The sequence below is a fragment of the Methylobacterium sp. 275MFSha3.1 genome (assembly GCF_900108435.1).
Lineage (GTDB): Bacteria > Pseudomonadota > Alphaproteobacteria > Rhizobiales > Beijerinckiaceae > Methylobacterium.
This window is the reverse complement of sequence record NZ_FNWP01000005.1, coordinates 75,542-97,133: the sequence shown is the minus strand read 5'-3', so window position 1 is coordinate 97,133 and position 21,592 is coordinate 75,542. Positions and strand designations below refer to the sequence as shown.

The following is a 21,592-nucleotide window of genomic DNA, read 5'->3' as shown; positions in this document are numbered from 1 at the left end:
GCGATCACCCCTTCCTGGCGACGGGTTCGGCGTCGCCGTCGATCACGGATCCGCCGTGCTCGACGGGGCCACTTCCGGGATCGCGCCGGCCGATCCGGCTCAGCAGGGCGACCGCGCCGAAGCACAGGACCAGGGAGCCGGTCGCGGCGATCAGCACGATCGGGCCGCCGCTCACGGCGGCGACGACGTTCTGCTGGGCCGCCATGGCGACCACGATCGGGATGTACATCCCCGCCCAGAACTCGACGCCGAACTGAACGCCCTTCGTCAGGCGGCCCCGGCGGGACAGCCACAAGCGCGCGGCGATGAGCAGGATCATGGCGATGCCGACGCCGCCGACATTGGCCTTCACGCCGAGGGCCAGGCCGAGGAGATCGCCGAGATACACGCCGACCAGCGTGCAGGCGGCGAGCAGGGCGACACCGAGGACGATCATCGGCGTTGCCCCTTCCAGGAAGCGGCTCTTCCGGCCGCATCCGACGGCCGTATGGACGCGTGCGACATGGCGCGTTGCCCTCCCAGATCGGCCTCGGGGGCCGTTGGTGAAAGTATGCAAGATGTTGACAGGCGCGCAATCCCGTATACGAAACTGTGATAACTAAGGGTTTGAGAATACCAGAGCGCCCGCTATATGACGTTCGGTACACCGGTGGGAGCACGCGGATGGGCGAGTGGCGCGGTGAGAGGCAGGCGCGCGACGCGCGGATCGCGGCGGGGCGCGCCCATGCGGACGGCAAGGTCGTGCCGGCCGGAGCCGTGGTCGACCTCTTGGAGGCCATCCTGCGGCCCGGCGACCGCGTCTGCCTCGAGGGCGACAACCAGAAGCAGGCCGACTGCCTCGCCCGCGGCCTGAGCGCCTGCGATCCCGGGAAGATCCACGACCTGCACATGGTCCAGTCGGGGATCGTGCTGCCCGAGCACCTCGACGTGTTCGAGACCGGGATCGCCAAGCGGCTCGACTACTCGTATTCGGGCCCGCAGGGCGCCCGCATCGCCAGGATGCTCTACGGCGGCCAGATCGAGCTCGGGGCGGTGCACACCTACCTGGAGCTGTTCGCCCGCTACTTCGTCGACCTGACGCCCAACGTGGCGCTGATCGCCGGCGTCTCGGCCGACCGGAACGGCAACCTGTATACGGGGCCGAACACCGAGGACACGCCGACCGTCGTGGAGGCGACCGCCTTCAAGAACGGCGTCGTGGTTGCGCAGGTCAACGAGATCGTCGACGCGGTCCCGCGAGTCGACATCCCGGGCGACCGGATCGACTTCGTGGTCGAGGCCGACAGGCCCTTCTACGTGGAGCCGCTCTTCACCCGCGACCCGGCGGCGATGACCGAGACGCAGATCCTGATCGCCATGATGGCGATCAAGGGCATCTACGCGGAGTACGGCATCAAGCGGCTCAACCACGGCATCGGGTTCGGCACGGCCGCGATCGAGCTGCTGCTGCCGACCTACGGCGAGAAGCTCGGCCTCAAGGGCAAGATCGCCACGCACTGGGCGCTGAATCCGCACCCGACCCTGATCCCGGCGATCGAGTCCGGATGGGTCAAGCAGGTCCACTGCTTCGGCTCCGAGGTCGGGATGGACCGCTACATCCGCGAGCGTCCGGACGTCTTCTTCACCGGCGCCGACGGGAGCCTGCGCTCGAACCGGGCCTTCTGCCAGACCGCCGGCCTCTACGCCTGCGACATGTTCATCGGTGCGACCCTGCAGATCGACCTGATGGGCCATTCCTCGACCATCACGCAGTCGCGGGTGGCGGGCTTCGGCGGGGCGCCCAACATGGGGTCGGACCCGCACGGACGACGCCACCCCTCCGACGCTTGGATGAAGGCCGGCCGCGAGGGCCAGATCGTCGGCGATCCGGCACTGATGCGCGGGCGAAAGCTCGTCGTGCAGCTGGTCGAGACCTTCGGCGACAAGCTGGTGCCGACCTTCGTGGAGAAGCTCGACGCCCTCGAGCTGGCCAAAAAGATCGGCCTCGAGCTGGCGCCGGTCATGATCTACGCGGACGACGTCACTCACATCGTCACCGAGGAAGGCATCGCCAACCTCCTGCTCTGCCGCGACGCCGACGAGCGCGAGCAGGCGATCCGGGGCGTGGCCGGCTACACCGAGGTCGGTCGCGGTCGAGACCGGGCGAAGGTCGAGGAACTGCGCGCCCGGGGCGTCATCCGACGCCCGGAGGATCTGGGCATCGAGCCGCTCGACGCCGACCGCGCACTGCTCGCCGCGAAGTCGATCAAGGATCTCGTGCACTGGTCCGGCGGGCTCTACGAGCCGCCCGCCCGCTTCCGGAACTGGTAGCGTCGCGCGATGACGTATCCGCACCCGAGGAGCCGGCGATGGAATCCCTGACCTTCCGCCACACCACCAGGAAGCCGCTGGCCGGCTCGGCGCCGAGCGCGATCACCGGCGTCGTCGCCTCCGGCAACCTGGAGATCCTGCTGGAGCGGGTGCTGCCGCCGGATGCCTGCGAGGTGGCCATCGAGACCCCGATCGCCGGCTTCGGCGACGTCTGGGAGGCGGTGGTGGCCGATTTCGTTGCCCGGGCGCAGCCGGGCGGCCTCCGCATCAGCATCAACGACGGCGGCGCCCGCCCCGACACCGTGTCGCTGCGCCTGCTCCAGGGCGCGCGGCTGATGGAGGCCTGACCATGGCTGCCGACCGCGCCGCGCGCTTCGATCCGGACGCCCTGAGCTGGTACGAGGCCACCGCCCGCCAGCGCGTGCTGGCGCTCACCGATCCGGGAAGCTTCCGCGAGTTCCTGCCGCCGACCGAGCGGCGGATGAGCCCGCACCTGCCGCTCTTCGACCTGCCCCGCGCCTTCGACGACGGTATCGTGGTCGGGAGCGCGCGCCTCGACGGCGACCCGGTCCTGGTCGCCGCCCAGGAGGGCCGCTTCATGGGCGGCGCTTTCGGCGAGGTGCACGGCGGCAAGCTGGTCGGCCTGCTCCGCGCGGCCTTGGAGCTGAAGCCGAAGGCGGTCCTTATCTTGTTCGACACCGGCGGCGTCCGCCTCCAGGAGGCCAATGCCGGCGAGACGGCCATCGCCGAGACCATGCGGGCCATCGTCGACGTCCGCGCGGCCGGCATCCCGGTCGTCGGGCTGATCGGCGGGCGGGCCGGCTGCTACGGCGGCGGCGGCCTCATCGCCGGCACCTGCTCGCGGCTCGCCGTGTCGGAGAGCGGGCGCATCTCGGTCTCCGGCCCCGAGGTGATCGAGACCAACAAGGGCGCCGAGGAGTTCGATTCCCGCGACCGCGCTCTGGTCTGGCGGACCATGGGTGGCAAGCACCGTCGCCTGATCGGGGGCGCCGACGCCTTCTGCGCCGACACGGTCGCGGCCTTCCGCGCGGCCGCCCGCGACCTCGTCGGCCGAGCGGCGGCCTTCGATCTGGCGACCCTGGACGCCGAGCAGGCGCGCCTGGAGGCCCGGATCGAGCGATTCGGCGATTGCCGCGACGCCACCGAGGTCTGGGCGCGCCTCGGCGTGAACGATCCCGACGCGGTGCCGGCGATGGACACGCCCGCCTTCGACGAGACCGTGGCCCGGAGCCCGGAGGCAGACCATGACGCTCGCTGAGATCCTCGCCTCCCTGTTCCCGCGGGGACACGCGGTGGCGGTGCGCGACGGCCTCGTGACCGGCACCGGCCCCTTCGCGGACGGCCGGATGCACGTCGTGGGCGTCGACGGCGACACGCCCCTGGGCGTCGACGGGGCGCTGGTCCTGTCGCGCGCCGTGCTCGACGCCGTCCGGGCCGGCGACCGCGCGCCGATCCTCGTGGCGGTGGATTCCGACAGCCAGCGCATGAGCCGCCGCGACGAGTTGCTGGGTCTCAACGAGTGCCTCGCGCATCTCGCCAAGGCGCTGCTCCTGGCCGACCGGTCGGGCCATCCCACGATCGGGCTGATCTACGGCCACTCGGCCGCCGGCGCCTTCATCGCCACGGCGCTCGCGACGCGGGTCCTCGCGGCCCTACCCGGGGCGAACCCGAGCGTGATGGACCTGCCGTCCGTCGCCCGGGTGACCAAGCTGCCGCTCGACACGCTGAAGGACATGGCGAAGTCGACGCCCGTCTTCGCGCCCGGCCTCGACAACATGGTGGCGACCGGCGCCGTCCACGTGGTTCTAAACCCGGACCTGTCCCTGGAGGGCCAGATCCGCGCGGTGATCGATACCCTGCCGGCGGAGGATATCCGCGACCGGCTGGGCGCCGAGCGGGGCGGTCGCCCGGTCGCCCGCACCGTCGCGGCGGCCGTGGCCGACCAAGCCCGTCTTGGCTGAGCCGTTCCGACGCCACGACCTCGTCCGGGTCGATCCGGCGGCCTGGGCGGCGTGGCGCGCGGACCGGCCCGACCTCGGCGCCGTCCCCCATCTCGAGGGGTGGGCCGCTGCGGGCCGGCCGCTGATCGTCCGCCGCCGCGTCCCCGGAGAGACCGGCGACGCGGTGCCGCTCGGCCTGCCGCTGCCGCCCGCGGACGGCAAGCGGCGGATCGGGCTAGCGCTGCCGGCTTCGGCACTGGCGCCCGCACCGGTGGTGACCCTCGCCGAGGCCGTCGCCCGCGCGCCGGCGGCCTGGGGCCCGAGCCTCGACGCCCTGACGGCGCTCGGCCGACGGCACGGCCTCGTGCCGCGCCCCTTCGGCAGCCTGCTCTGGCAGGCGGTCACCGGCCTGACCTACCTGAGCGCCAGCTCCGATCTCGACCTGCTCTGGCCGTGCCCACCACCGGTGCCGGTCGACCTTCTCGACGGCATCGCCGCCGTGGCGGAGACGGCGCCGATGGGCATCGACGGCGAGATCCTGCTGCCGGACGGCGCCGGTCTGCACTGGCGCGAGCTGCGCGACGCGCCGGAGGACGGTTCGGTGCTCGCCAAGAGCCTGGACCGGCTGGTCCTGCGGCCGGTCGGGAGCCTGCGGGGCGCGCCCCCGGCATGACCCTCGCGATCCTCCTCTCCGGCCAGGGCGGCCAGCACCCGGCGATGTTCGACATCACGGCCGAACATCCGGCGACCCAGGACGTGTTCGCGGCCGCGAGACCGCTCCTCGACGGCGCCGACCCGCGCGACCTGGCCCGCGCGGGCGGCGACACCCTGAACGCCAATCGGACCGGCCAGATCCTTTGCTGCGTCGCCGCCCTGTCGGCGTGGCGGGCCCTGGCCGAGGCGATGCCGGACCGGTCGATCGTGGCCGGGTACAGCATCGGCGATCTGGCCGCCTGGGGCGTCGCCGGGCGCCTCGACACCGCGGACGTGCTCGCCCTGGCCGCCCGGCGTGCGGAGGCCATGGACGCCGCGTCCGGCGCGGGGTTCGGGCTGGCGGGGATCCGCGGCCTGAGCCTCGCGACGCTCGAGGATCTCGCGGCGCGACACGGCTGCCACCTCGCCATCCGCAACGCGGCCGACAGCGGCGTCGTCGGCGGTCCGCGCGCGGCGCTGGTGGCGCTGTGCCGAGAGGCGACCGGCGCCGGCGCGCAGCGTGCCGTGGTCCTGCCCGTCCACACCCCGTCGCACACGCCGCTGCTGGACGCTGCGACGGCGGCCTTCCGGGACGCGCTCGCCGCGGTACCGCCGCGCCGCCCGCCCCCTCGCATGCCCCGGCTGGTCAGTGGGCTGGACGGAAGCACGGTGTTTCGGGATGCCGAGGGTCGCGACAAGCTGGCGCTCCAGATCTCGCGCACGATCGACTGGGCCGCCTGCCTGGAAGCGTGCCGCGAGTACGGCGCGGACCGCGTGCTCGAACTCGGGCCGGGCCACGCCCTCGCCACCATGGCCCGGGCCGCGCTCCCGGCGGCGCGCGTCCACGCCGTCGAGGAATTCCGCTCGCTCGACGGCGTGGCGGACTGGCTCGCGCGACCTTAGCCGTGCCGCACTGGGGCCGCACGACCATTGCAGTAGGCTGTCGAGTTGCGACGCTAGTCTGGCGATGTGCCGCTCCGGCTCCGCTTGCTTGGCGCAATACTGATGTCGACACATCGCCTTGACGCGCGGCCCGTTGCGGTCGTAGCAGCCGGGCATCTTCGGGACGGGACGGGTTCATGACGGCCAAGCGAGCGCTGATCACGGGTGTGACGGGCCAGGACGGCGCGTATCTGGCGCAGCTGCTCCTGCAGAAGGGCTACGCCGTCACCGGCATCGTGCGGCGCTCCAGCCATGCCGGCGTCTTCGACCACCGGTTGAAGTGGCTCGGCATCACCGACGATGTCGAGCTGGTCGACGGCAACCTGCTCGACCAGTCCGCCCTGCTGCGCATCGTCCAGGCCACGAAGCCCGACGAGATCTACAACCTCGCCGCCCAGTCGTTCGTGACCTCGTCCTGGCAGCAGCCGCTGCTCACCGGGCAGGTGACCGGCCTCGGCGCCGTGCACATGCTCGAATGCCTGCGCTCGGCGGCCCCCCAGGCGCGCTACTACCAGGCCTCGACCTCGGAGATGTTCGGCCTGATCCAGGAGGCCAAGCAGAGCGAGTCGACGCCGTTCTACCCGCGCTCGCCCTACGGCGTGGCCAAGCTCTACGCGCACTGGATGACCATCAACTACCGCGAGAGCTTCGGGCTGCACGCGTCGAACGGCATCCTGTTCAACCACGAGAGCCCGCTGCGCGGCGTCGAGTTCGTGACCCGCAAGGTCACCGACGCGGTGGCGCGGATCAAGCTCGGCCAGCAGAGGGAGCTGCGGCTGGGCAACATCGACGCCAAGCGCGACTGGGGCCACGCCCGCGACTACGTGAAGGCGATGTGGCTGATGCTGCAGCAGGACCGCCCGGACGATTACGTGATCGCCACCGGCCGGACCACGACGGTGCGGGACATGTGCGAGATCGCGTTCAAGCATGTCGGCCTAAAGGTGGACGACCACCTGATCGTCGACCCGGCGCTGTTCCGCCCGGCGGAGGTCGAGGTGCTGCTGGGCAACCCCGCCAAGGCCAAGGCGACCTTCGGCTGGGAGGCCGAGACCAGCCTGGAGGCGCTGATCACTGAGATGGTCGACGCCGACATCAAGCGCCTCAGCGCCAACGCCTGAGCCGTCGGGCTCGCCGCGGGCGGGCTCCGGGTCCATATGGCGCGCATCCCCGGACGGAGAGGCGCGCCGTGAAGACCTACCAGCTCTACATCGACGGCCAGTCCGTCGATCCGGTCGAGGGCTCGTGGTTCGAGTCCATCGACCCCTATCGCGGCGAGCCCTGGGCCCGGATCCCGCGTGCCGGGCGGGCCGACGTCGACCGGGCGGTAGCCGCGGCCAAGCGCGCCATGTGGGACGGACCCTGGGCGACCATGACGGCCTCGGCCCGCGGCAAGGTCCTGCGCCGGATCGGCGATCTCGTCGAGCGCGAGGCCGAGGCGCTGGCCAAGATCGAGGTCCGCGACAACGGCAAGCTCTTCGCCGAGATGTACGGCCAGACCCGCTACCAGCCGGAATGGTGGTGGTACTACGGGGGCCTCGCCGACAAGGTCGAGGGCGCCCAGGTGCCGATCGACAAGCCCGAGACCTTCGCGTTCACCCGGCACGAGCCGGTGGGCGTGGTCGGAGCGCTGACGGCGTGGAACTCGCCGCTCCTGTTCGTCGCCTGGAAATGCGCGCCCGCGCTCGCGGCCGGCTGCGCGGTCGTGGTGAAGCCCTCGGAATTCGCCTCCGCCAGCACGCTGGAATTCGCCCGCCTGACCAAGGAGGCCGGGCTGCCCGACGGCATGTTCAACGTCGTCACCGGCTACGGCGGCGAGGCCGGCACCGCCATCGTCGAGCATCCGGACGTCGCCAAGATCACCTTCACGGGCTCGGACGTCACCGGCGCGAAGGTCTACGAGGCGGCCGCCCGCCAGATCAAGCGCGTGTCCCTGGAACTCGGCGGGAAGTCGCCCAACATCGTCTTCGCCGATGCCGACCTGAAGGCCGCCGCCGCCGGCGCGATCTCGGGCATCTTCGCGGCCACCGGGCAGACCTGCATCGCCGGATCGCGCCTGCTGGTGCAGAACAGCATCCGCCAGGAATTCACTGAGCGCCTGATCGAGCTCGCCCGGACCGCCAAGCTCGGCGACCCGATGCAGGCCGACACCAATATCGGGCCGATCACGACGCCGCCCCAGTACACAAAGGTGCTCGACTACATCGCGCTCGCCAAGAGCGAGGGCGCGCGCTGCGTGTTCGGCGGCAATCCCGCCTCCGGTCCCGGCGTGCTCGGCGGCCAGTTCGTCGAGCCGACGATCTTCACGGGCGTCACCAACGACATGCGCATCGCCCAGGAGGAGGTGTTCGGCCCGGTGCTGTCGATCATCGGCTTCGAAGACGAGGCCGAGGCGCTGAGAGTCGGCAACGACGTGATCTACGGGCTCGCGGCCGGCGTCTGGACCCAGGATATCGGCCGCGCGATGCGGATGTCGAAGGGGCTGCGAGCCGGCACCGTCTGGGTGAACACCTACCGGGCGGTGAGCTACATGATGCCGTTCGGCGGCATGAAGCGCTCGGGCATCGGCCGCGAGAGCGGCATCGAGTCGATCCGCGAGTACTTGGAGACCAAGAGCGTCTGGATCTCCACGAGCCGCGACGCGCCGGAGAACCCCTTCGTCATGCGCTGAGCCCGCGGGCCGCGCCGCGATCCGTGGCGGCGCGGTCCCTAAACCGGGGCCGATTGGGCGCGGTCCGGCGGCAGCGCGAGGGATGCCAGGACGAAGCCCATGAAGAAGAGGAAGTACTGGTTGACCGACAGTTCCTCGAACATGAGCGACGGGATCAGGAACACCGCGCTGTAGGTCAGGAACGGCCCGAAGGCGGCGGGCGCCAGCAGGATCCGCCCGAGGCCGGCGACGAGCAGCAGCGCCGCGGCGATGCCGCTCTGGAGTGCCAGCGACACGAAGCCGTTGTGTGGTGTCACGAGCCCGGTCAGGGCCTGCAGCTCCTCCCGGCGGGCGACCTCGCCGACACCGAACGGGTACTCGAGGACCAGCTGGAGCGCGGTCACGCCGGACAGGAACCGTTCGTCGAAATTGCCCGTGACGTTGTGGTCCTCGGCGAAGCGCCGCTCGATCGCCTGGGACAGCGTCCCCGGCAGCGGGATCTCCCCCGTCACCGCCCAGGCCACGAGCAGGACGCCCAGGACGCCGAGCGCGGCCAGCACCGCGGGCGCCTTGAGGTTCCGCCGCATCAGCAGGCCGAGGAACAGGATCGGCATGAACAGGCCGGCGCGGTTGTTGGTGAACGGGAAGCTCGCCAGGAGGGCCGCGAAGTAGGCGAGATAGACGATCTTCAGGCGATAGCGCAGGCTGAGCAGCAGGGCCGCGGCCCCGGCCAGGGCGAAGACGTGGCCGGTCTCGTTGCCCGAGGCCCAGAGGCCGCCCTGCTTGTCCTGCACGAACAGCTTCAGCTCCTCGTCGAGCCCGTCCGTGGGAACGGCGAGTCCGAACCGGTCGAGCGGCATGCCGGAGGCGGCGAGCAGCAGGACCGCGAGGGAGGCGAGCATTCCGGCGAGCAGGCCGACGCAGAATGCGTCCTCGACGCGCCGGTCGCGGAACATCACCAGCAGGATGAACGCCTGGACCACGTAGAGCAGCAGGACGAGGGTCAGGTAGACGTCGCCCGCCTGCTTGTGCGCCTTCAGCACCAACGAGGCCGCGATTAGCGCCAGGATGCCGGCGAGGGGCGCGGCCTGCCGCAGTGCCTCCGCGACGACGGCGCGGCGCAACCCGAGCCAGGGGATGAGCAGGAACGGCAGCAGGTCGGACAGGCGCTGGAACGGCAGCCCGAAGGTCGAGGTCAGGACGTTGAAGTTCAGGGCGGCGCCAAGCAGGAACACGGCGACGCGGTCCGCGAGGAGGGACGCGGCCGGCGCACGCGTCTCGATCGGCAACGCCTGTTCCGCCATCACCCTGCACCGTCCCCGCGCATCGACCGCCGATGAACCCTCCGCCGGCCGCGGCCTCTAGCGGGCAGTGTCGCCCACAAAGGTTGGCGGAGGGTGCAGATCAGGCGGGGCGTCTCAGGAACAGACCGACGGCCGTGCGGAGCGTGCCGCGCATGAAGATCCAGGCGAGGCCCAGATAGGCCGCGATCCCGATTCCGACCGCCGCGAACAGGCCGACCCGGTCCCCCAGGGCGGCGTGGATCGGCCCCTGGACGACCAGCACCAGCCCGGCCATCGCGCCGGCGCAGAGCGTGATCGGCGCGAGGAGCCGCACGAGCCGCCCGTTCGTGACCGGGACGACGCGCCCGACGCTGGCGACGATCGCGGGCGTGAACAGGTAGGCCCTCACCACATGCCCGGCGACCAGGGCGGCGAGGCCGAAGGGCGCGGTGACGAGGGCCGCCGCGGCGCCGAGGCCGAACTGCGCGCCGGCGAGCCGCAGGGCCGTGCCGTTGCGGCCCAGGGCCGTGAAGATCATCCACAGCATCGAGGTGGCGACGAATTCCGGGGCGAGGAGCGCGAGCGTCCGCAGTACCGGCGCCGCGTCGTGCCACTGGTCGCCGAACAGGAACGGGATGAGGGTCGGGGCGACGGCCGCCATGCCGAAGAAGGCGGGCACGGCTAGGAACGCGGAGGCCTCGGTGAATCCGTGGAAGGCCGCGGCCAGCTCGCCCGGACGGTCCTGGAGGCGCGCGTAGGTGGTCAGCCCGACCGTGGTCAGCGGGATGACCGCGACCTGGCTCACAAGGTCGATGCAGCGCCACGCGAGGCGCAGGTAGCCGACATCGGTGGCGGACAGGAAGTAGGCCGCGATGACTTCCTGGCTCCGGATAGAGGCGACGAGCAGAAGATAGGTGCAGAACAGCCGCGAGCCGAACGCGATCTGCTCGCGCACGGAGGCGAGGTGCAGCCGCAGCGGCGGAATCCAGCGGGCCGCCGCCCAGGTCAGGAGCGTGGTCGCGGTCGCGGCGACGAGCCGCTGCACCACCAGGCTCCAGACGCCGTAGCCGTCGAGGGCCAGAACGAGGGCCGCGGCGCCGCCGAGCACGTTGGCGCCGAGCGCCCGCAGGGCGAGCTTGCGGAAGCCGAAGCTCCGCTGGAGCCGCGCTTCGTGGATCGCACCCGCTGCGGTGATGACGAAACAGGCGGAGAGCGCGCACAGGACCGGCCGCAGCGCCGGTAGGTCGAAGATCCAGGCGATCGGGCCGGCCAGGGCCACGAGGCCCACGGCGCACAGGACACCCGTGGCGAGCATCACCCAGAAGGCGGTGCCGGCGAAGTCCTCGTCGAGGTCGGCGCGCTGGACCACCGCGTCGGGCAGGCCGCAGCGGGCGACGATCTGCAGGATGTCGATGAAGACCGCGGCGATCGCCACCATACCGAACTCGGCGGGCCCGATGAGGCGGGCGAGCACGAGGAACACCCCGAAGCTGAGGACCACGTTGCCGACCGAGGCCACCGCCACCCAGCGCGCGGCGTCGAACGAGCGCCGCGTCACTGCGGCGCCGGAGGCGAGCCCCGGCTCCTCCTCGGCGGCGGCCGCCTCCGACAGGACCGGCGCGGCGGCGCTCACGGGCGGCTCGTCCGACGCTCGGCAACGAGTTCGGCGTAGAGATCGAGGTACTTCTCGGCGACGCGCTCCGAGGTCGACTCGCGGATGACGTGCTGGAAGGCGCGCTCGTCCGGCAGGTCACCGCGGCCGCGGGCGATCACGGTCCGCAGCCGTGCGGCGAGGTCGGCGTCGTCGCCCGGCGTGAACAGCCAGTCGGCGTTGTCCTCGCCGATCAGCTCGGGGATGCCGCCCGAGCCCGCCCCGATCACCGGAACGCCCATCGTGTAGGCCTCGTAGATCGTCCGCGGCGACGGCTCGGCCCAGAACGACGGGACGATGAGCACGTCGATCGCGCTGAGGAACTCGGCGGGTTTCGCCCAGCCGACGAAGTCGATGGGCAGGCCCTCGGCCTGCGCCTTGAACCGCTCGATCGAGTCGTCCATCGCGTGGCCGGCAACGAGGCAGCGCCAATCGCCGGGACCGATCCGCCGAAAGGCGTCGATCATCGTGCCGACCCCCTTCTCGGTGTTGATCCGGCCGAGATAGCCGAAGGTTATCGGCTGGCCGGTCCGGTCGATCCGGCGCCTGGCCTCCGGGTCGCCCTCTGGGACGGTGCAGGAATAGAAAATCACCCGGCGCCGCTCGGGCGCGAGATGCGCGAACAACCCGTGGTCGACATGGGTCTTGAGGATCTCGGTCCCGACGCTGACGACCGCGTCCACCGACCGGTTCGTGATCTGCTTGGCGGCGTTGACCACCTTGCAGCCCAGGTGCCAGCGGTCGCACGGCTTGCCGTCCCTGAACATCGCGGCGTTGCCGCAGATCAGGTCGTACTCGCAGACCGTGTGGACGATCGGGATCCCGCGCTTGGCCGCCTCGCGCCAGACGAGAGTCGAGACGTCGAGCAGCGAGTGCGTGTTCACGATGTCGGGCCGGAAATCGTCGAGGACGCGGCCGAACTCGGCCGCGACGGCGAAATTCCACTGCTGCTTGAGCTTCGCCCAGGCGCGGCCGAAGCGGCTCGCCTGGGGCCAGTCCTCGAGCCAGAAATCGTTGTGGTGGGCCATGCGGTAGACAGTGACGCCGCCGCGCACGCTCTTGGGCTCGGGCTCCCGGGCGATGCAGGCCGCCGCCACCGTGTGGCCGGCCGCGACGAGTTCCTCGGCGAGGTGCTCCACCGAGCGCTCGGCGCCGCCCACGATGTAGGGCGGGTAGAGGGCGCTGAGATGCAGGATCCGCAGGGGGCCGGTCACCGCGCGTGCGGCCGCCTGATCCCTCGGGCGGTCCCGGTCCTGGGCGCGGGGTTCCTCCGAGAGGACCCGGGCGTAGCTCGACGACAGGGTGGGGGTCATCATGAACGGCACTCGCTGAGGTGCGGGCGCTCCGCGCGGGCGGAAGGCTCGGGAAGCGGTTCGATGGAGGCCGCGTCGCGGGTCGCGGCGTAGAGATCGAGATAGGCGGTCGCCACAGCGACCGGCTCGGTGCCAACGCGGATGCGTGCGGCGCGGGCGAGCCCCTCGGCGAGACGGGCCGGCTCCGCGATGATCCGGGCCATCGCGGCGGCGAGCGCCGGCGCGTCGCCGGGCGGGACCAGCCAGGGGCCGGACCCGACCTGCTCGCCGATGCCGCCGGTCGCGGTGCCGATCACCGGGACGCCGCGCCCGTAGGCCTCTGCCACCGTCCGGCCGAAAGGCTCGGGCCAGATCGGCGGGACCACGAGGCAGTCGAGATCGTCCAGGAAGGCGTCGCGCTCGGCGTAGCCCGGGAAGGTCACAGGCAGGCCCTCGGCCAGGGCTCGGTAGCGGTCCAGTCCGTCCACGGCGCGACCCGCAACAGCGAGGCGCCAGCCCGCCTCCGGCAGGCGCCGGCAGGCCTCGAGGAGGACATCGAGTCCCTTCGCACCCTCGATCCGGCCCAGATAGCCGAACCGGACCGGCGCGCCGGGCGCCCGCTTCGCCCGCGTCACCGGCGAGCCGGGCGGGATCGGGTTCCAGATCACCCGGCGCAGCGCCGGCGGCACGTGGGTGAAGAGGCCGGCCGCGAGGTGGCGGTCGAGGATGTCCGAGCCCACGGCGGCGACGGCCGTCACGGCGCGCTGGCAGCGCCGGTGCGGCGCGGCGTAGAGGCGGCACTTGAGATGCTGCTGGGCGCAGGGACGCCCGTGGCGCACCATCGCGCCGTTGGTGCAGAGGCTGGTGAAGTCGTGCAGCGTGTGCACGACCGGCACCCGGAGCCGCCGGAGCATCGGCCAGAGCGCTGGCGGCAGCTCGGAGATGGAATGCGTGTTCACGAGGTCGGGGGCGAAGTCCCGGACCGCCCGCGCCATTCGGTCGACGGCGTGGCGGTTCCACTGCGCCGCGACCTTGTAGCGGAGGCGCTCGACCCGCCCGCGCTGCGGCCAATCGAGGATGTGGAACGGCGTCCCGTAGCCGATCCGGTAAACCGTGACGCCGTCCTGCAGAACCGGTCCGCCTTCGGTCCGCGCCGCGCAGGCAACGGCGACGCTGTGGCCGAGATCCGCCTGGGTCCGGGCGAGCGTCTCGACCATCAGTTCGGCGCCGCCGACCTGCTCGGGCGCGTAGAGCGAGCTAAGGTGCAGGATGCGCATGCGGCACCTCCCGGGCGGAACGCGCCGCCGCGCCGTCTTGCAGCGCGTCGAGCAGCAGTGTCTCGTAGCGGCGCGCGGTCTCGGCCCAGTCGTAGCGCCGGACATTGTCGCGGCCGCGGGCGATCAGCGCGGCCCTGAGTCCCGACTCGTCGAGCAGGCGGCGCAGGCATTCGGTCAGCGCCGCCGCGTCGTCGGGATCGAAGGTGAGGGCGCCGGCTCCCGCGATCTCGGGCGTCGCGGAGCGGTCCGAGCAGATCACCGGACAGTCGAGGGCCTGCGCCTCCAGAACGGGCAGGCAGAATCCCTCGGCGAAGGACGGGACGCACAGGCACAGCGCGCCGCGATAGAGGGCCGCCAGCCTGTCGTCGCCGATGCCCGACAGGCGGGTCAGGGGGACCGGCGCGTCGCCGAGTGCGGCGGCGATGGCCTCGTCGGAATCCTCGCCGACGTGGACGATCCCGATCCCCGGCCTCCCGAGCGCGACCACGGCGCGCGCAAGGGTCGCGAAGTTCTTGTTGTAGAGGGCGTTGCCGACGGCCAGCACGTAGGGCGCCGCCGGGACACCGGCGGCGGATCCGCCCGCCGAGGGGTCCAGCATGGCCGCGGACGGCACGGTGCGCGTCCGGCCGCGGAGCCGCGGGTAATGGTACTCCAGATCGCGCCGTGTCGCGTCCGAGACGGCGATTACCCGGGCGCTGTTGCCGAGGACCAGGCGGAAGATCGGGTCGGTGGTCAGGGCCTCGCGGGAGCGTATGCGCTCGGGCAGGGTGCGGAAATAGAGGTCGTGCACCACGCTGACGCGGGCGCGGCCGCCGAAGGCCGCCCCGTACGGGTCGATGTTCAGCACCACGTCGATGGCGCCGGCGCGGCACAGCCGCGGGACAGCGAGGCACTGGCGCAGGACGTCGAGCAGCATGATCCGCGGCCGCGGCACCGTCACGACCTCGACGCGGTCGCGGATCGACGCCGGCAGCTGGTCGCGGCGCCACGGGGAGCGGAGCACCACCGCGAAGGTGCCGCGCGCGACCAGGCCGGCGATCACCCGGAAGGCGACGAGCGCGACGCCCGACGGCCGACCGGCATGCTGGCTCGGCATGTTGACGAGGACGCGCGGCATGGCGGGTCTGACGGCTCCGAACGGGAGGGGGGATCGCCGGCCCGTCAGGCCCGGCCGGCGACCTGGAGGATGATGTCGGCGAGATCGCGCTGCATGCGCTCCGCGCCGTAGCGGGACAGCGCCCGCTCGCGCGCGAGCGCGGCGCGCGCCCTGAAGGCGCCGGGATCGGCGAACAGCGCCGACAGGGCCGCCGCGAGTCGATCCGGCCGACGCGGCGGCAGCAGCGTCCCGGCCGCGCCGCCGTCGAGGATCTCGGCGGAGGCGCCGGCGTCGGTGGCGATCACCGGCACGCCGACCAGCATCGCCTCGACCAGGGTGCGACCGAACGGTTCGGGATCGACCGAGGGGTGCACGACCGCGTCGACCGCCTGCATCAGCCGGGGGACGTCGTCGCGCTGTCCGAGGAACAGCACCCGGTCCGAGAGGCCGCGCCGCGCCGCGAGGTCGCGCAGGTGCGCCGCGTAGGCATCCTCGCCGAAGAGCGGCGCCCCGACCACGACGCAGCGGAGGCCGGACAGGGTCGCCAGCGCCTCGATCAGAACGTCCTGCCCCTTCCAGGGCGCGAGGCGGCTGAAGACGCCGACGAGGGGGCCGTCCGGCAGGCCGAGTTCCGCGCGCAGAACGGCGGCGGAGCAGGGTGCCGGATCGACGTCGAGGCCGTTCGGCACGACGCGGATCAGCGACCGGCGCCCGCCGGACTGGACGAAGGCCCGCGCGGCGGCCTCGGAGGGAACGATCACCCGGGTGGCGCAGAGATTGGCGAGCCGGATCTGCAGGATGCGCTGCGCCCGGCCGAAATGCGCCCCGTCGAGGATGTCATGGAGGTGCCAGATCAGGGGGCGCCCGGCGGCGCAGGCGGCCAGGGACGAGAGCAGGAAAGCCTTCTGCGAGTTGGCGTAGACCACGTCGCAGGACCGGGCCGATCGGGCGATCTCCAGCGCCAGGGAACCGAGCTGTCCAAGGACCGGTAGCGCGCTCAGCGGTGACACGTCCCGCCGGAGGCCTGCCAGGGCGGACCGGCGGCGCGCGAGACGGATCTCCAGACCCGCGTCGCGGAGGGCCGCGGTCAGCGCGCCGTCCTCGAACAGGAAGGCGCTGGAGCCCGCCCAAGGCCGAACTGCGTCGCGGAGCACCAGCTCGGCACCGGACATCGTTCCGGTATGGCTCACGAACAGGACCCGCGGCCGCGCGGCGACGACGGACCGCGCGGCCTGCGCCCGGTCCAGGAGGCCGCGCTTCGCGAGCGCGTCGGCGGGGAGCACTTCGGTCATCGCGCGCTCGCGGCCGTGCGGGGATCGGGCAGCGGCATCACGTCGTAGGTCGACTGGATGCCCGGGCGGACCATCGTCATGGCGATCCCGAGGACGTGTCCGCCGGCGCGGCGCAGGTTCGCCACGGTCTCGACCGTGTCGGAGAGCTGCGAGCGCCCGTAGCGGGCGCAGCAGAGCACGCCGTCGACGTGGCGGGCCAGCATCGCCGCATCCATCAGGAGGCTGGTCGGCGGGGTGTCCAGGAGGACGAGGTCGTAGCGGCGGCTCCACTTGAGGAAGTCGGCCATCCGGTCGCCCATCAGGAGCTCGGTCGAGTCGGCCGTCGGCGTTCCCGCGGGGATGACGTCGAAGCGTCCGGCCTGGACCACCACGTCGGCCGGGTCGATCTCGCCGCGGAGCACGCCGCCGAGGCCGGGGCCGCGGCCGAGCCCGAGGGAGGCCTCGAAGTTCGGCCGCCGCAGGTCGCACTCGACCACCAGCACCCGGCGGCCGCTCGCTGCGCCGATGCCGGCCAGCGCGAAGGCCGTGAACGACTTGCCCTCCCGCGGCTTCGCTGAAGTCACCAGGATGACGCGGGACTTGCCGGCGCCCGCCAGCACGAGATGGGCGTGCAGGTTGCGCAGGACGTTCTGCATCACCGGGTCGACCCGCGCCCGAGCCAGGGCCTCCGCGAGGTCGAGCTCGCGCTGCCGCTCGGAGAAGCGGCCGACGAGGCCGGCGGGCTCCAGGCTCGGCAGCTGCGCGAAGACCGGGGCGCCGGTGCCGGCCATGAGCTGCGCCGAGGTGCGCACGCGCCGGTCGGTGTAGTCGCGCAGCAGCGCGGCGGCGGCCGCGAGCACGCCCGCCAGCACGATGCCGCCCGCCAGGAACGGCACGGCCTTGGGCGAGAACGGCTCCTGCGGCAGCTCGGCGAGGCTGACGAGCCGCGTGCTGCCGGTGAGGATGCGCCGCTCGGTCTCCAGCTCGCCCGCCCGCTTGACCAGATCGGCGTAGCGGGTGCGCTTGATCTCGGCGTTGCGCACCATGCCCTCGATCGACGCCTCGTCGTCCATGGCGGCGGCGGCGTCGGTCTTCGCCGCCTCGAGCTGGGCGCGCAGCGACTTGGCCAGGGCGTTCGAAGCCTCGTAGGACTTGCGCAGGCCCTTGGCGACGTTGCCAATCTCCTGCTCGATTCGAGCGCGCAGACTCGCCTGCTCGGTCTCGAGCGCCCGGATCACCGGGTGGTTCGTGCCCAGCAGGGTGCTCTGGTTGGCGAGCTGCGCGCTGACGCCGCTGAGCTGCTGCTTCAGCGAGACGACCGTGGGGCTCGCCAGGACGGCCGGGGCGCTGTCGGCACCGCGGGCACCCTTGGCCTCGATCTCGGAGAGCCGCGCGGCCGCGTCCGCCTTGGCGGTCTCGGCCGCGGCGAGTTGCTGGCTGATGCTGGTGAGCCGCTCCGCGCTGATCGGGGCGAGCGAGCCCTTCAGCAGGCCCTTGCGGCGCCGGAAGGTCTGGATGCGGGTCTCGTCGGCCCGGATCGAGGCGTCCAGCTGGCTGATCTCGGTGTGCAGCCAGTCGGCCGCGGCCTTGCGGCTCGAGGCCTGCGCCTCGCGCTGGTCGTCCAGGAAGGCGTTGATCAGACCGTTGGCCATCGTCTGCGCCGTCTCGGGCAGCGGCGACTTGTAGCCGATGGTGATGATGCGCGAGCGGCCGGAGCTCAGGACCGTGTAGCGCTTCTGCAGGTACTCGACGAGCGCGTTGCGGTCGGTCGTGAGCTTCGTGCAGGCGGCGTCCTTCTTCTCGCTGATCCGGTCGGGATGCCCGCCCGAGGCCGCGTAGCGGCATTCGGCCAGCACCGCGGCGACGAGGTTGTCGTCGATCGCGAGGCGCAGGAGCCGCGGCGAGCGGATCACCAGGATCTGACTCTCAATGTCGGCCGGGTCGCCGATCTTCTGGATCCAGGCCATCGAGGCGTTGTTGGCGCCCGGTTCCGCCTCGGCCACGATGACCGAGCCGCTCGCCACGTATTGCCGCTGGATCATCAGCAGGGCGGTCACGGCGAGGCCGAGGACGGTGGCGAACACCGCCGCGAACAGGTAGCGGCGCTGCCAGATCCGGGCGAGGGCCGCGGCCAGCGGACCGCCGCGCGCCGGCTCCTGGGCGAGGGCGCGAACCGGCGTCCGGTCGGCCAGATCGACAGTCAGGAAGGACATGCGGCGCGTCCTCAGCCGACGGCTTCGAGGCGCGGTAGGATCCGCGGGCGCGTCTCGCAGGCGGCCCGGTGCATCGCCATCTGGTCGTCGACGAAGGTCGAGAACCGGCTGCGGAACAGCTCGGCCGAGAACTGCTCGGCCTGTGCCCAGCAGGCCTCGCGGGTGAAGTGGCTCTCCTGCAGCAGGAAGCGCTGGACGCACTCGGCGATCGCCACGGGCTCGGGCGTGTCGAAGAACATCCCGGTGCGCTGCGGGCCGCGGGTCTGGACCGTCTCGCGGGCGCCCCCGCGGCCCAGCGCGAGGACCGGCGTGCCCTCCGACGTGGCCTCGACCACGATGATCCCGAAATCCTCCTCGGCCGCGAAGATGAAGGCGCGGGCCGTGGCCATGAGGTGGCGCAGCTCCGCGTCGGGCACGAAGCCGGAGAACGACACGTTCGGCCCCGCGATCTCGCGCAGCCGCGCGGCATCGGGCCCGGTGCCCGCCACCACGAGTTCGAGGTCGGGGAGCAACGCGAACGCGCGGATCACCGCCTCGACGTTCTTGTACGGCACGAGCCGGCTGGCCACGAGGAAGTGGTTGCCGCGCGGCCCGTCATACCGCTGGCTCGGCAGCGTGATCGGCGGGTGGATGACCTCGGCGGTGCGGCCGTAGACCTTGTGGATGCGGCGGGCGACGAAGGCGGAGTTGGCCACGATCGCGTTGGGACCGGCCGCCGTGCGAAAATCCCAGACGCGCATCCGGTGCAGGATCAGCCGGGCGAGCACGCTCTTCATGCCCGCGTCGCAGCCGCTCTCCCGCAGGTAGGTGTGCTGCATGTCCCAGGCGTAGCGCATGGGCGAGTGGATGTAGGAGACGTGGAGCTGGTCGGGCCCGGTGAGGACGCCCTTCGCCACCGCGTAGCTGCTCGAGATGACGAGATCGTAGGCCGACAGGTCGAACTGCTCGATCGCGAGCGGCATCAGCGGCAGGTAGTTGCGGTGCCGCGTCCGCGCGAAGGGCATGCGCTGGATGAAGCTCGTATGCGCCTGGGTGTAGCCCAGCCGCGCCCGGTCCGCTTCGGGCAGGAAGTCGAAGAGCGCGAAGACATCCGCGTCCCGGTAGATCCGCAGCAGCTGCTCGAGGACACGCTCGGCGCCACCGACGATGTACAACCAGTCGTGAACGATCGCGACACGCATCACAGCTTCCTCGTCGGTGCGCCGGACGCTGGACCATGCATTCCGTCCCGCCGGTCCCGCCGGTGACAGCGGGCCAAGGCACACACGAGAGGGTAATAGCAGCGTGATCTGTAAAAAAGGGGTCACTGCCGCAGCAACAGTCGAAAATAGGGCCTGTTTAGACGCGAGACGCGGCGTGTAAACTTAATTTTTGCCAATAATTAACGTTAAGCGAAGGGTGTTCTCAGACCTGCAATCTTCGGCATGACTCCCCGTGGGTGCCCGCTGCGCCGGGTCGGCACACCGGCGGCGGGGGCCCGGCTGCGCGGCCTACGAAGCGGCCGGAACGGGCAGGGGATCGGGCGAGGGCCGCCGGTCGAGCCGGCGCCGCAGGGCCGCGATCACCGGCGTCTCGACATACCGGAACAGCAACTCGCCGGCGGCGACCGCCGCCGGGAACGCGATCGCGAAGATCAGGGCGGCGCGCGCGAAGCCGGGCGCGACGACGAGCGCCGCGATCTTGGCGACGCTGTGCAGCAGCAGGTTGTGGACCAGGTAGAAGGAATAGCTGGCATTGCCCTGCGACAGCAGCCAGCGCGACTTCAGGGCGATGCCGCCCCGCTCCAGCAGCAGCATCGCACCGACGATCAGGACGGCCGCTGACCCCCAGATCAGCGGGCGCGCGAACCCGGACAGCTCGGGGCTGACGCCGAGCGCGTCGGTCACGATCTGGCCGCCGAGGATGAGCAGAAGAGCGGCCGCGACGGCCGCGCACGCCAAGCGCCGGACCGGGAAGCCCGCGGCCGGCGCCCGGAGCCGCAGGTAGGCGTATCCCAGCCCGATGCCGGCGGCGAACTCGATCAGGATCGGCTTCGTGTAGTACGCCCAGTAGAGATTCGACGCGGGCAGCAATCCGAGCAGGATCAGCGCCAGGAAGATCGCGGCCGCACCGATCGCCCGGAAGGCGGGTCTCGGCACCATGAGCAGCGCCGCGAAGACCACGTAGAAGAACATTTCGTAATTGAGTGTCCAGCCCACGGAGTTGAGCGGCTCGACGAAGCCGCCGCGTGAGAACGGCAGGAACACCAGGGACTGGACGACGTAATCTGGCCGGATCTCCACGATCCCGATGGGCTTCAGGCCCGTCAGCGCGATCAGCGCCAGGGCGAGCGTGACGAGCCAGTAGACCGGGACAACGCGCGACGCGCGGCGGAGCAAGAACTCGCCCGGGCTCTCGCGGCGCCCGCTCGTGCTCACGAACATGATGAACCCGGAGAGCACGAAGAACACGTCGACCCCGCTCGCGCCGAAGGCGAACAGATCCGGCCTCGGCAGCACGGGGCCGATGTAGAGTCCGAAATGCGTGAGGAAGACGAGGTACGAGGCGACGGCGCGCAGGATTTGAAGGTTGTAGATCATCGCGCGCCGGCTGATCGCTGGGCCCGCCCGGGACGGGCGACGTCGCGCCCTTATGGCCGAGATGGCCCCGCCGCGTCACGACGAGTCCGGAAACGTCCTAAATGGCCCGCGTCTCGAATTTAAGATCAGGCAGGGCATTTACACGCATGAGTTGCTAAATCCGCGAAATCTCTGGACGGACGATCACGAAAGCAAGAGCTGGAAAGTGATCGTAAAGGTGGCGCGGCCGAATGTAGGCCGCCGGCCACATCCGGTTCCTGTCTGCACGGCGCGCAACCCTGTGTCGCCCTCTACGGACCGCTATTTACTATTAATCAATAGATAATTTGACGCCGAGCCGATCCGTTCAATAGCGTCGTGATAACTGGAATAAG

18 protein-coding genes are annotated in these 21,592 nt (G+C 71.5%); 8 read left to right on the top strand and 10 right to left on the bottom strand.

Annotated elements, in window-relative coordinates:
- Positions 1-4: 4 nt before the first annotated feature.
- A complete protein-coding gene (gene madL / locus BLW78_RS06815) occupies positions 5-436 on the bottom strand; it encodes a malonate transporter subunit MadL (RefSeq protein WP_091677899.1) in 432 nt (143 codons plus the stop codon).
- 227 nt (positions 437-663) lie between these two features.
- Here madL and mdcA point away from each other — a divergent pair, with 227 nt between their 5' ends.
- From mdcA to BLW78_RS06775, 8 genes are all read left to right on the top strand, one after another.
- The gene (gene mdcA, locus BLW78_RS06810; RefSeq protein WP_091677896.1) at positions 664-2,310 is read left to right on the top strand and encodes a malonate decarboxylase subunit alpha; all 1,647 of its coding nucleotides are present in this window, start codon (positions 664-666) and stop codon (positions 2,308-2,310) included.
- Positions 2,311-2,348: 38 nt separating this feature from the next.
- Complete coding sequence (mdcC, locus tag BLW78_RS06805; RefSeq protein WP_091677894.1) at positions 2,349-2,657, top strand: malonate decarboxylase acyl carrier protein; 309 nt, start codon at positions 2,349-2,351, stop codon at positions 2,655-2,657.
- A 2-nt stretch (positions 2,658-2,659) separates the two neighbouring features.
- On the top strand, positions 2,660-3,589 hold the full coding sequence (locus BLW78_RS06800) for a biotin-independent malonate decarboxylase subunit beta (protein ID WP_091677891.1): 930 nt from the start codon (positions 2,660-2,662) through the stop codon (positions 3,587-3,589).
- Positions 3,576-4,292: a biotin-independent malonate decarboxylase subunit gamma gene (mdcE, locus tag BLW78_RS06795; protein WP_091677888.1), complete on the top strand. Its 717-nt coding sequence runs from the start codon at positions 3,576-3,578 to the stop codon at positions 4,290-4,292. The genes BLW78_RS06800 and mdcE overlap by 14 nt, the downstream gene beginning before the upstream one ends.
- A complete protein-coding gene (gene mdcG / locus BLW78_RS06790; RefSeq protein WP_091677885.1) occupies positions 4,285-4,944 on the top strand; it encodes a malonate decarboxylase holo-[acyl-carrier-protein] synthase in 660 nt (219 codons plus the stop codon). The genes mdcE and mdcG overlap by 8 nt, the downstream gene beginning before the upstream one ends.
- Complete coding sequence (locus tag BLW78_RS06785; RefSeq protein ID WP_091677882.1) at positions 4,941-5,867, top strand: acyltransferase domain-containing protein; 927 nt, start codon at positions 4,941-4,943, stop codon at positions 5,865-5,867. The genes mdcG and BLW78_RS06785 overlap by 4 nt, the downstream gene beginning before the upstream one ends.
- A gap of 176 nt (positions 5,868-6,043) precedes the next feature.
- The gene (gmd, locus tag BLW78_RS06780; RefSeq protein ID WP_091677880.1) at positions 6,044-7,027 is read left to right on the top strand and encodes a GDP-mannose 4,6-dehydratase; all 984 of its coding nucleotides are present in this window, start codon (positions 6,044-6,046) and stop codon (positions 7,025-7,027) included.
- A gap of 68 nt (positions 7,028-7,095) precedes the next feature.
- A complete protein-coding gene (locus BLW78_RS06775; protein WP_091677877.1) occupies positions 7,096-8,577 on the top strand; it encodes an aldehyde dehydrogenase in 1,482 nt (493 codons plus the stop codon).
- Positions 8,578-8,615: 38 nt separating this feature from the next.
- Here BLW78_RS06775 and BLW78_RS06770 read toward each other — a convergent pair whose 3' ends face one another.
- From BLW78_RS06770 to BLW78_RS06730, 9 genes are all read right to left on the bottom strand, one after another.
- Positions 8,616-9,860, bottom strand: a complete 1,245-nt coding sequence (locus BLW78_RS06770; RefSeq protein WP_091677876.1) for an O-antigen ligase family protein — start codon at positions 9,858-9,860, stop codon at positions 8,616-8,618.
- A gap of 100 nt (positions 9,861-9,960) precedes the next feature.
- On the bottom strand, positions 9,961-11,472 hold the full coding sequence (locus BLW78_RS06765) for a lipopolysaccharide biosynthesis protein (protein ID WP_091677873.1): 1,512 nt from the start codon (positions 11,470-11,472) through the stop codon (positions 9,961-9,963).
- On the bottom strand, positions 11,469-12,692 hold the full coding sequence (locus tag BLW78_RS06760; protein ID WP_170855118.1) for a glycosyltransferase: 1,224 nt from the start codon (positions 12,690-12,692) through the stop codon (positions 11,469-11,471). Before BLW78_RS06760 ends, BLW78_RS06765 begins: the two co-directional genes overlap by 4 nt.
- A gap of 110 nt (positions 12,693-12,802) precedes the next feature.
- The gene (locus BLW78_RS06755; RefSeq protein ID WP_091677868.1) at positions 12,803-14,059 is read right to left on the bottom strand and encodes a glycosyltransferase family 4 protein; all 1,257 of its coding nucleotides are present in this window, start codon (positions 14,057-14,059) and stop codon (positions 12,803-12,805) included.
- Entirely contained in the window at positions 14,040-15,176 is a 1,137-nt protein-coding gene (locus BLW78_RS06750; protein ID WP_091677865.1) for a glycosyltransferase family 4 protein, read from the bottom strand. Before BLW78_RS06750 ends, BLW78_RS06755 begins: the two co-directional genes overlap by 20 nt.
- Positions 15,177-15,220: 44 nt before the next feature.
- Positions 15,221-16,447 carry a glycosyltransferase gene (locus tag BLW78_RS06745; protein ID WP_170855111.1) on the bottom strand — a complete coding sequence of 409 codons (1,227 nt, stop codon included), beginning with the start codon at positions 16,445-16,447 and terminating at the stop codon, positions 15,221-15,223.
- Positions 16,444-18,639 (bottom strand): GumC family protein, encoded by a 2,196-nt coding sequence (locus BLW78_RS06740; protein WP_091677863.1) that lies wholly within the window; start codon positions 18,637-18,639, stop codon positions 16,444-16,446. The genes BLW78_RS06745 and BLW78_RS06740 overlap by 4 nt, the downstream gene beginning before the upstream one ends.
- An 11-nt stretch (positions 18,640-18,650) precedes the next feature.
- Positions 18,651-19,820: a glycosyltransferase gene (locus BLW78_RS06735; RefSeq protein ID WP_091677860.1), complete on the bottom strand. Its 1,170-nt coding sequence runs from the start codon at positions 19,818-19,820 to the stop codon at positions 18,651-18,653.
- Between the two features lie 309 nt (positions 19,821-20,129).
- Positions 20,130-21,218 (bottom strand): acyltransferase family protein, encoded by a 1,089-nt coding sequence (locus BLW78_RS06730; protein WP_091677857.1) that lies wholly within the window; start codon positions 21,216-21,218, stop codon positions 20,130-20,132.
- Positions 21,219-21,592 lie beyond the last annotated feature (374 nt).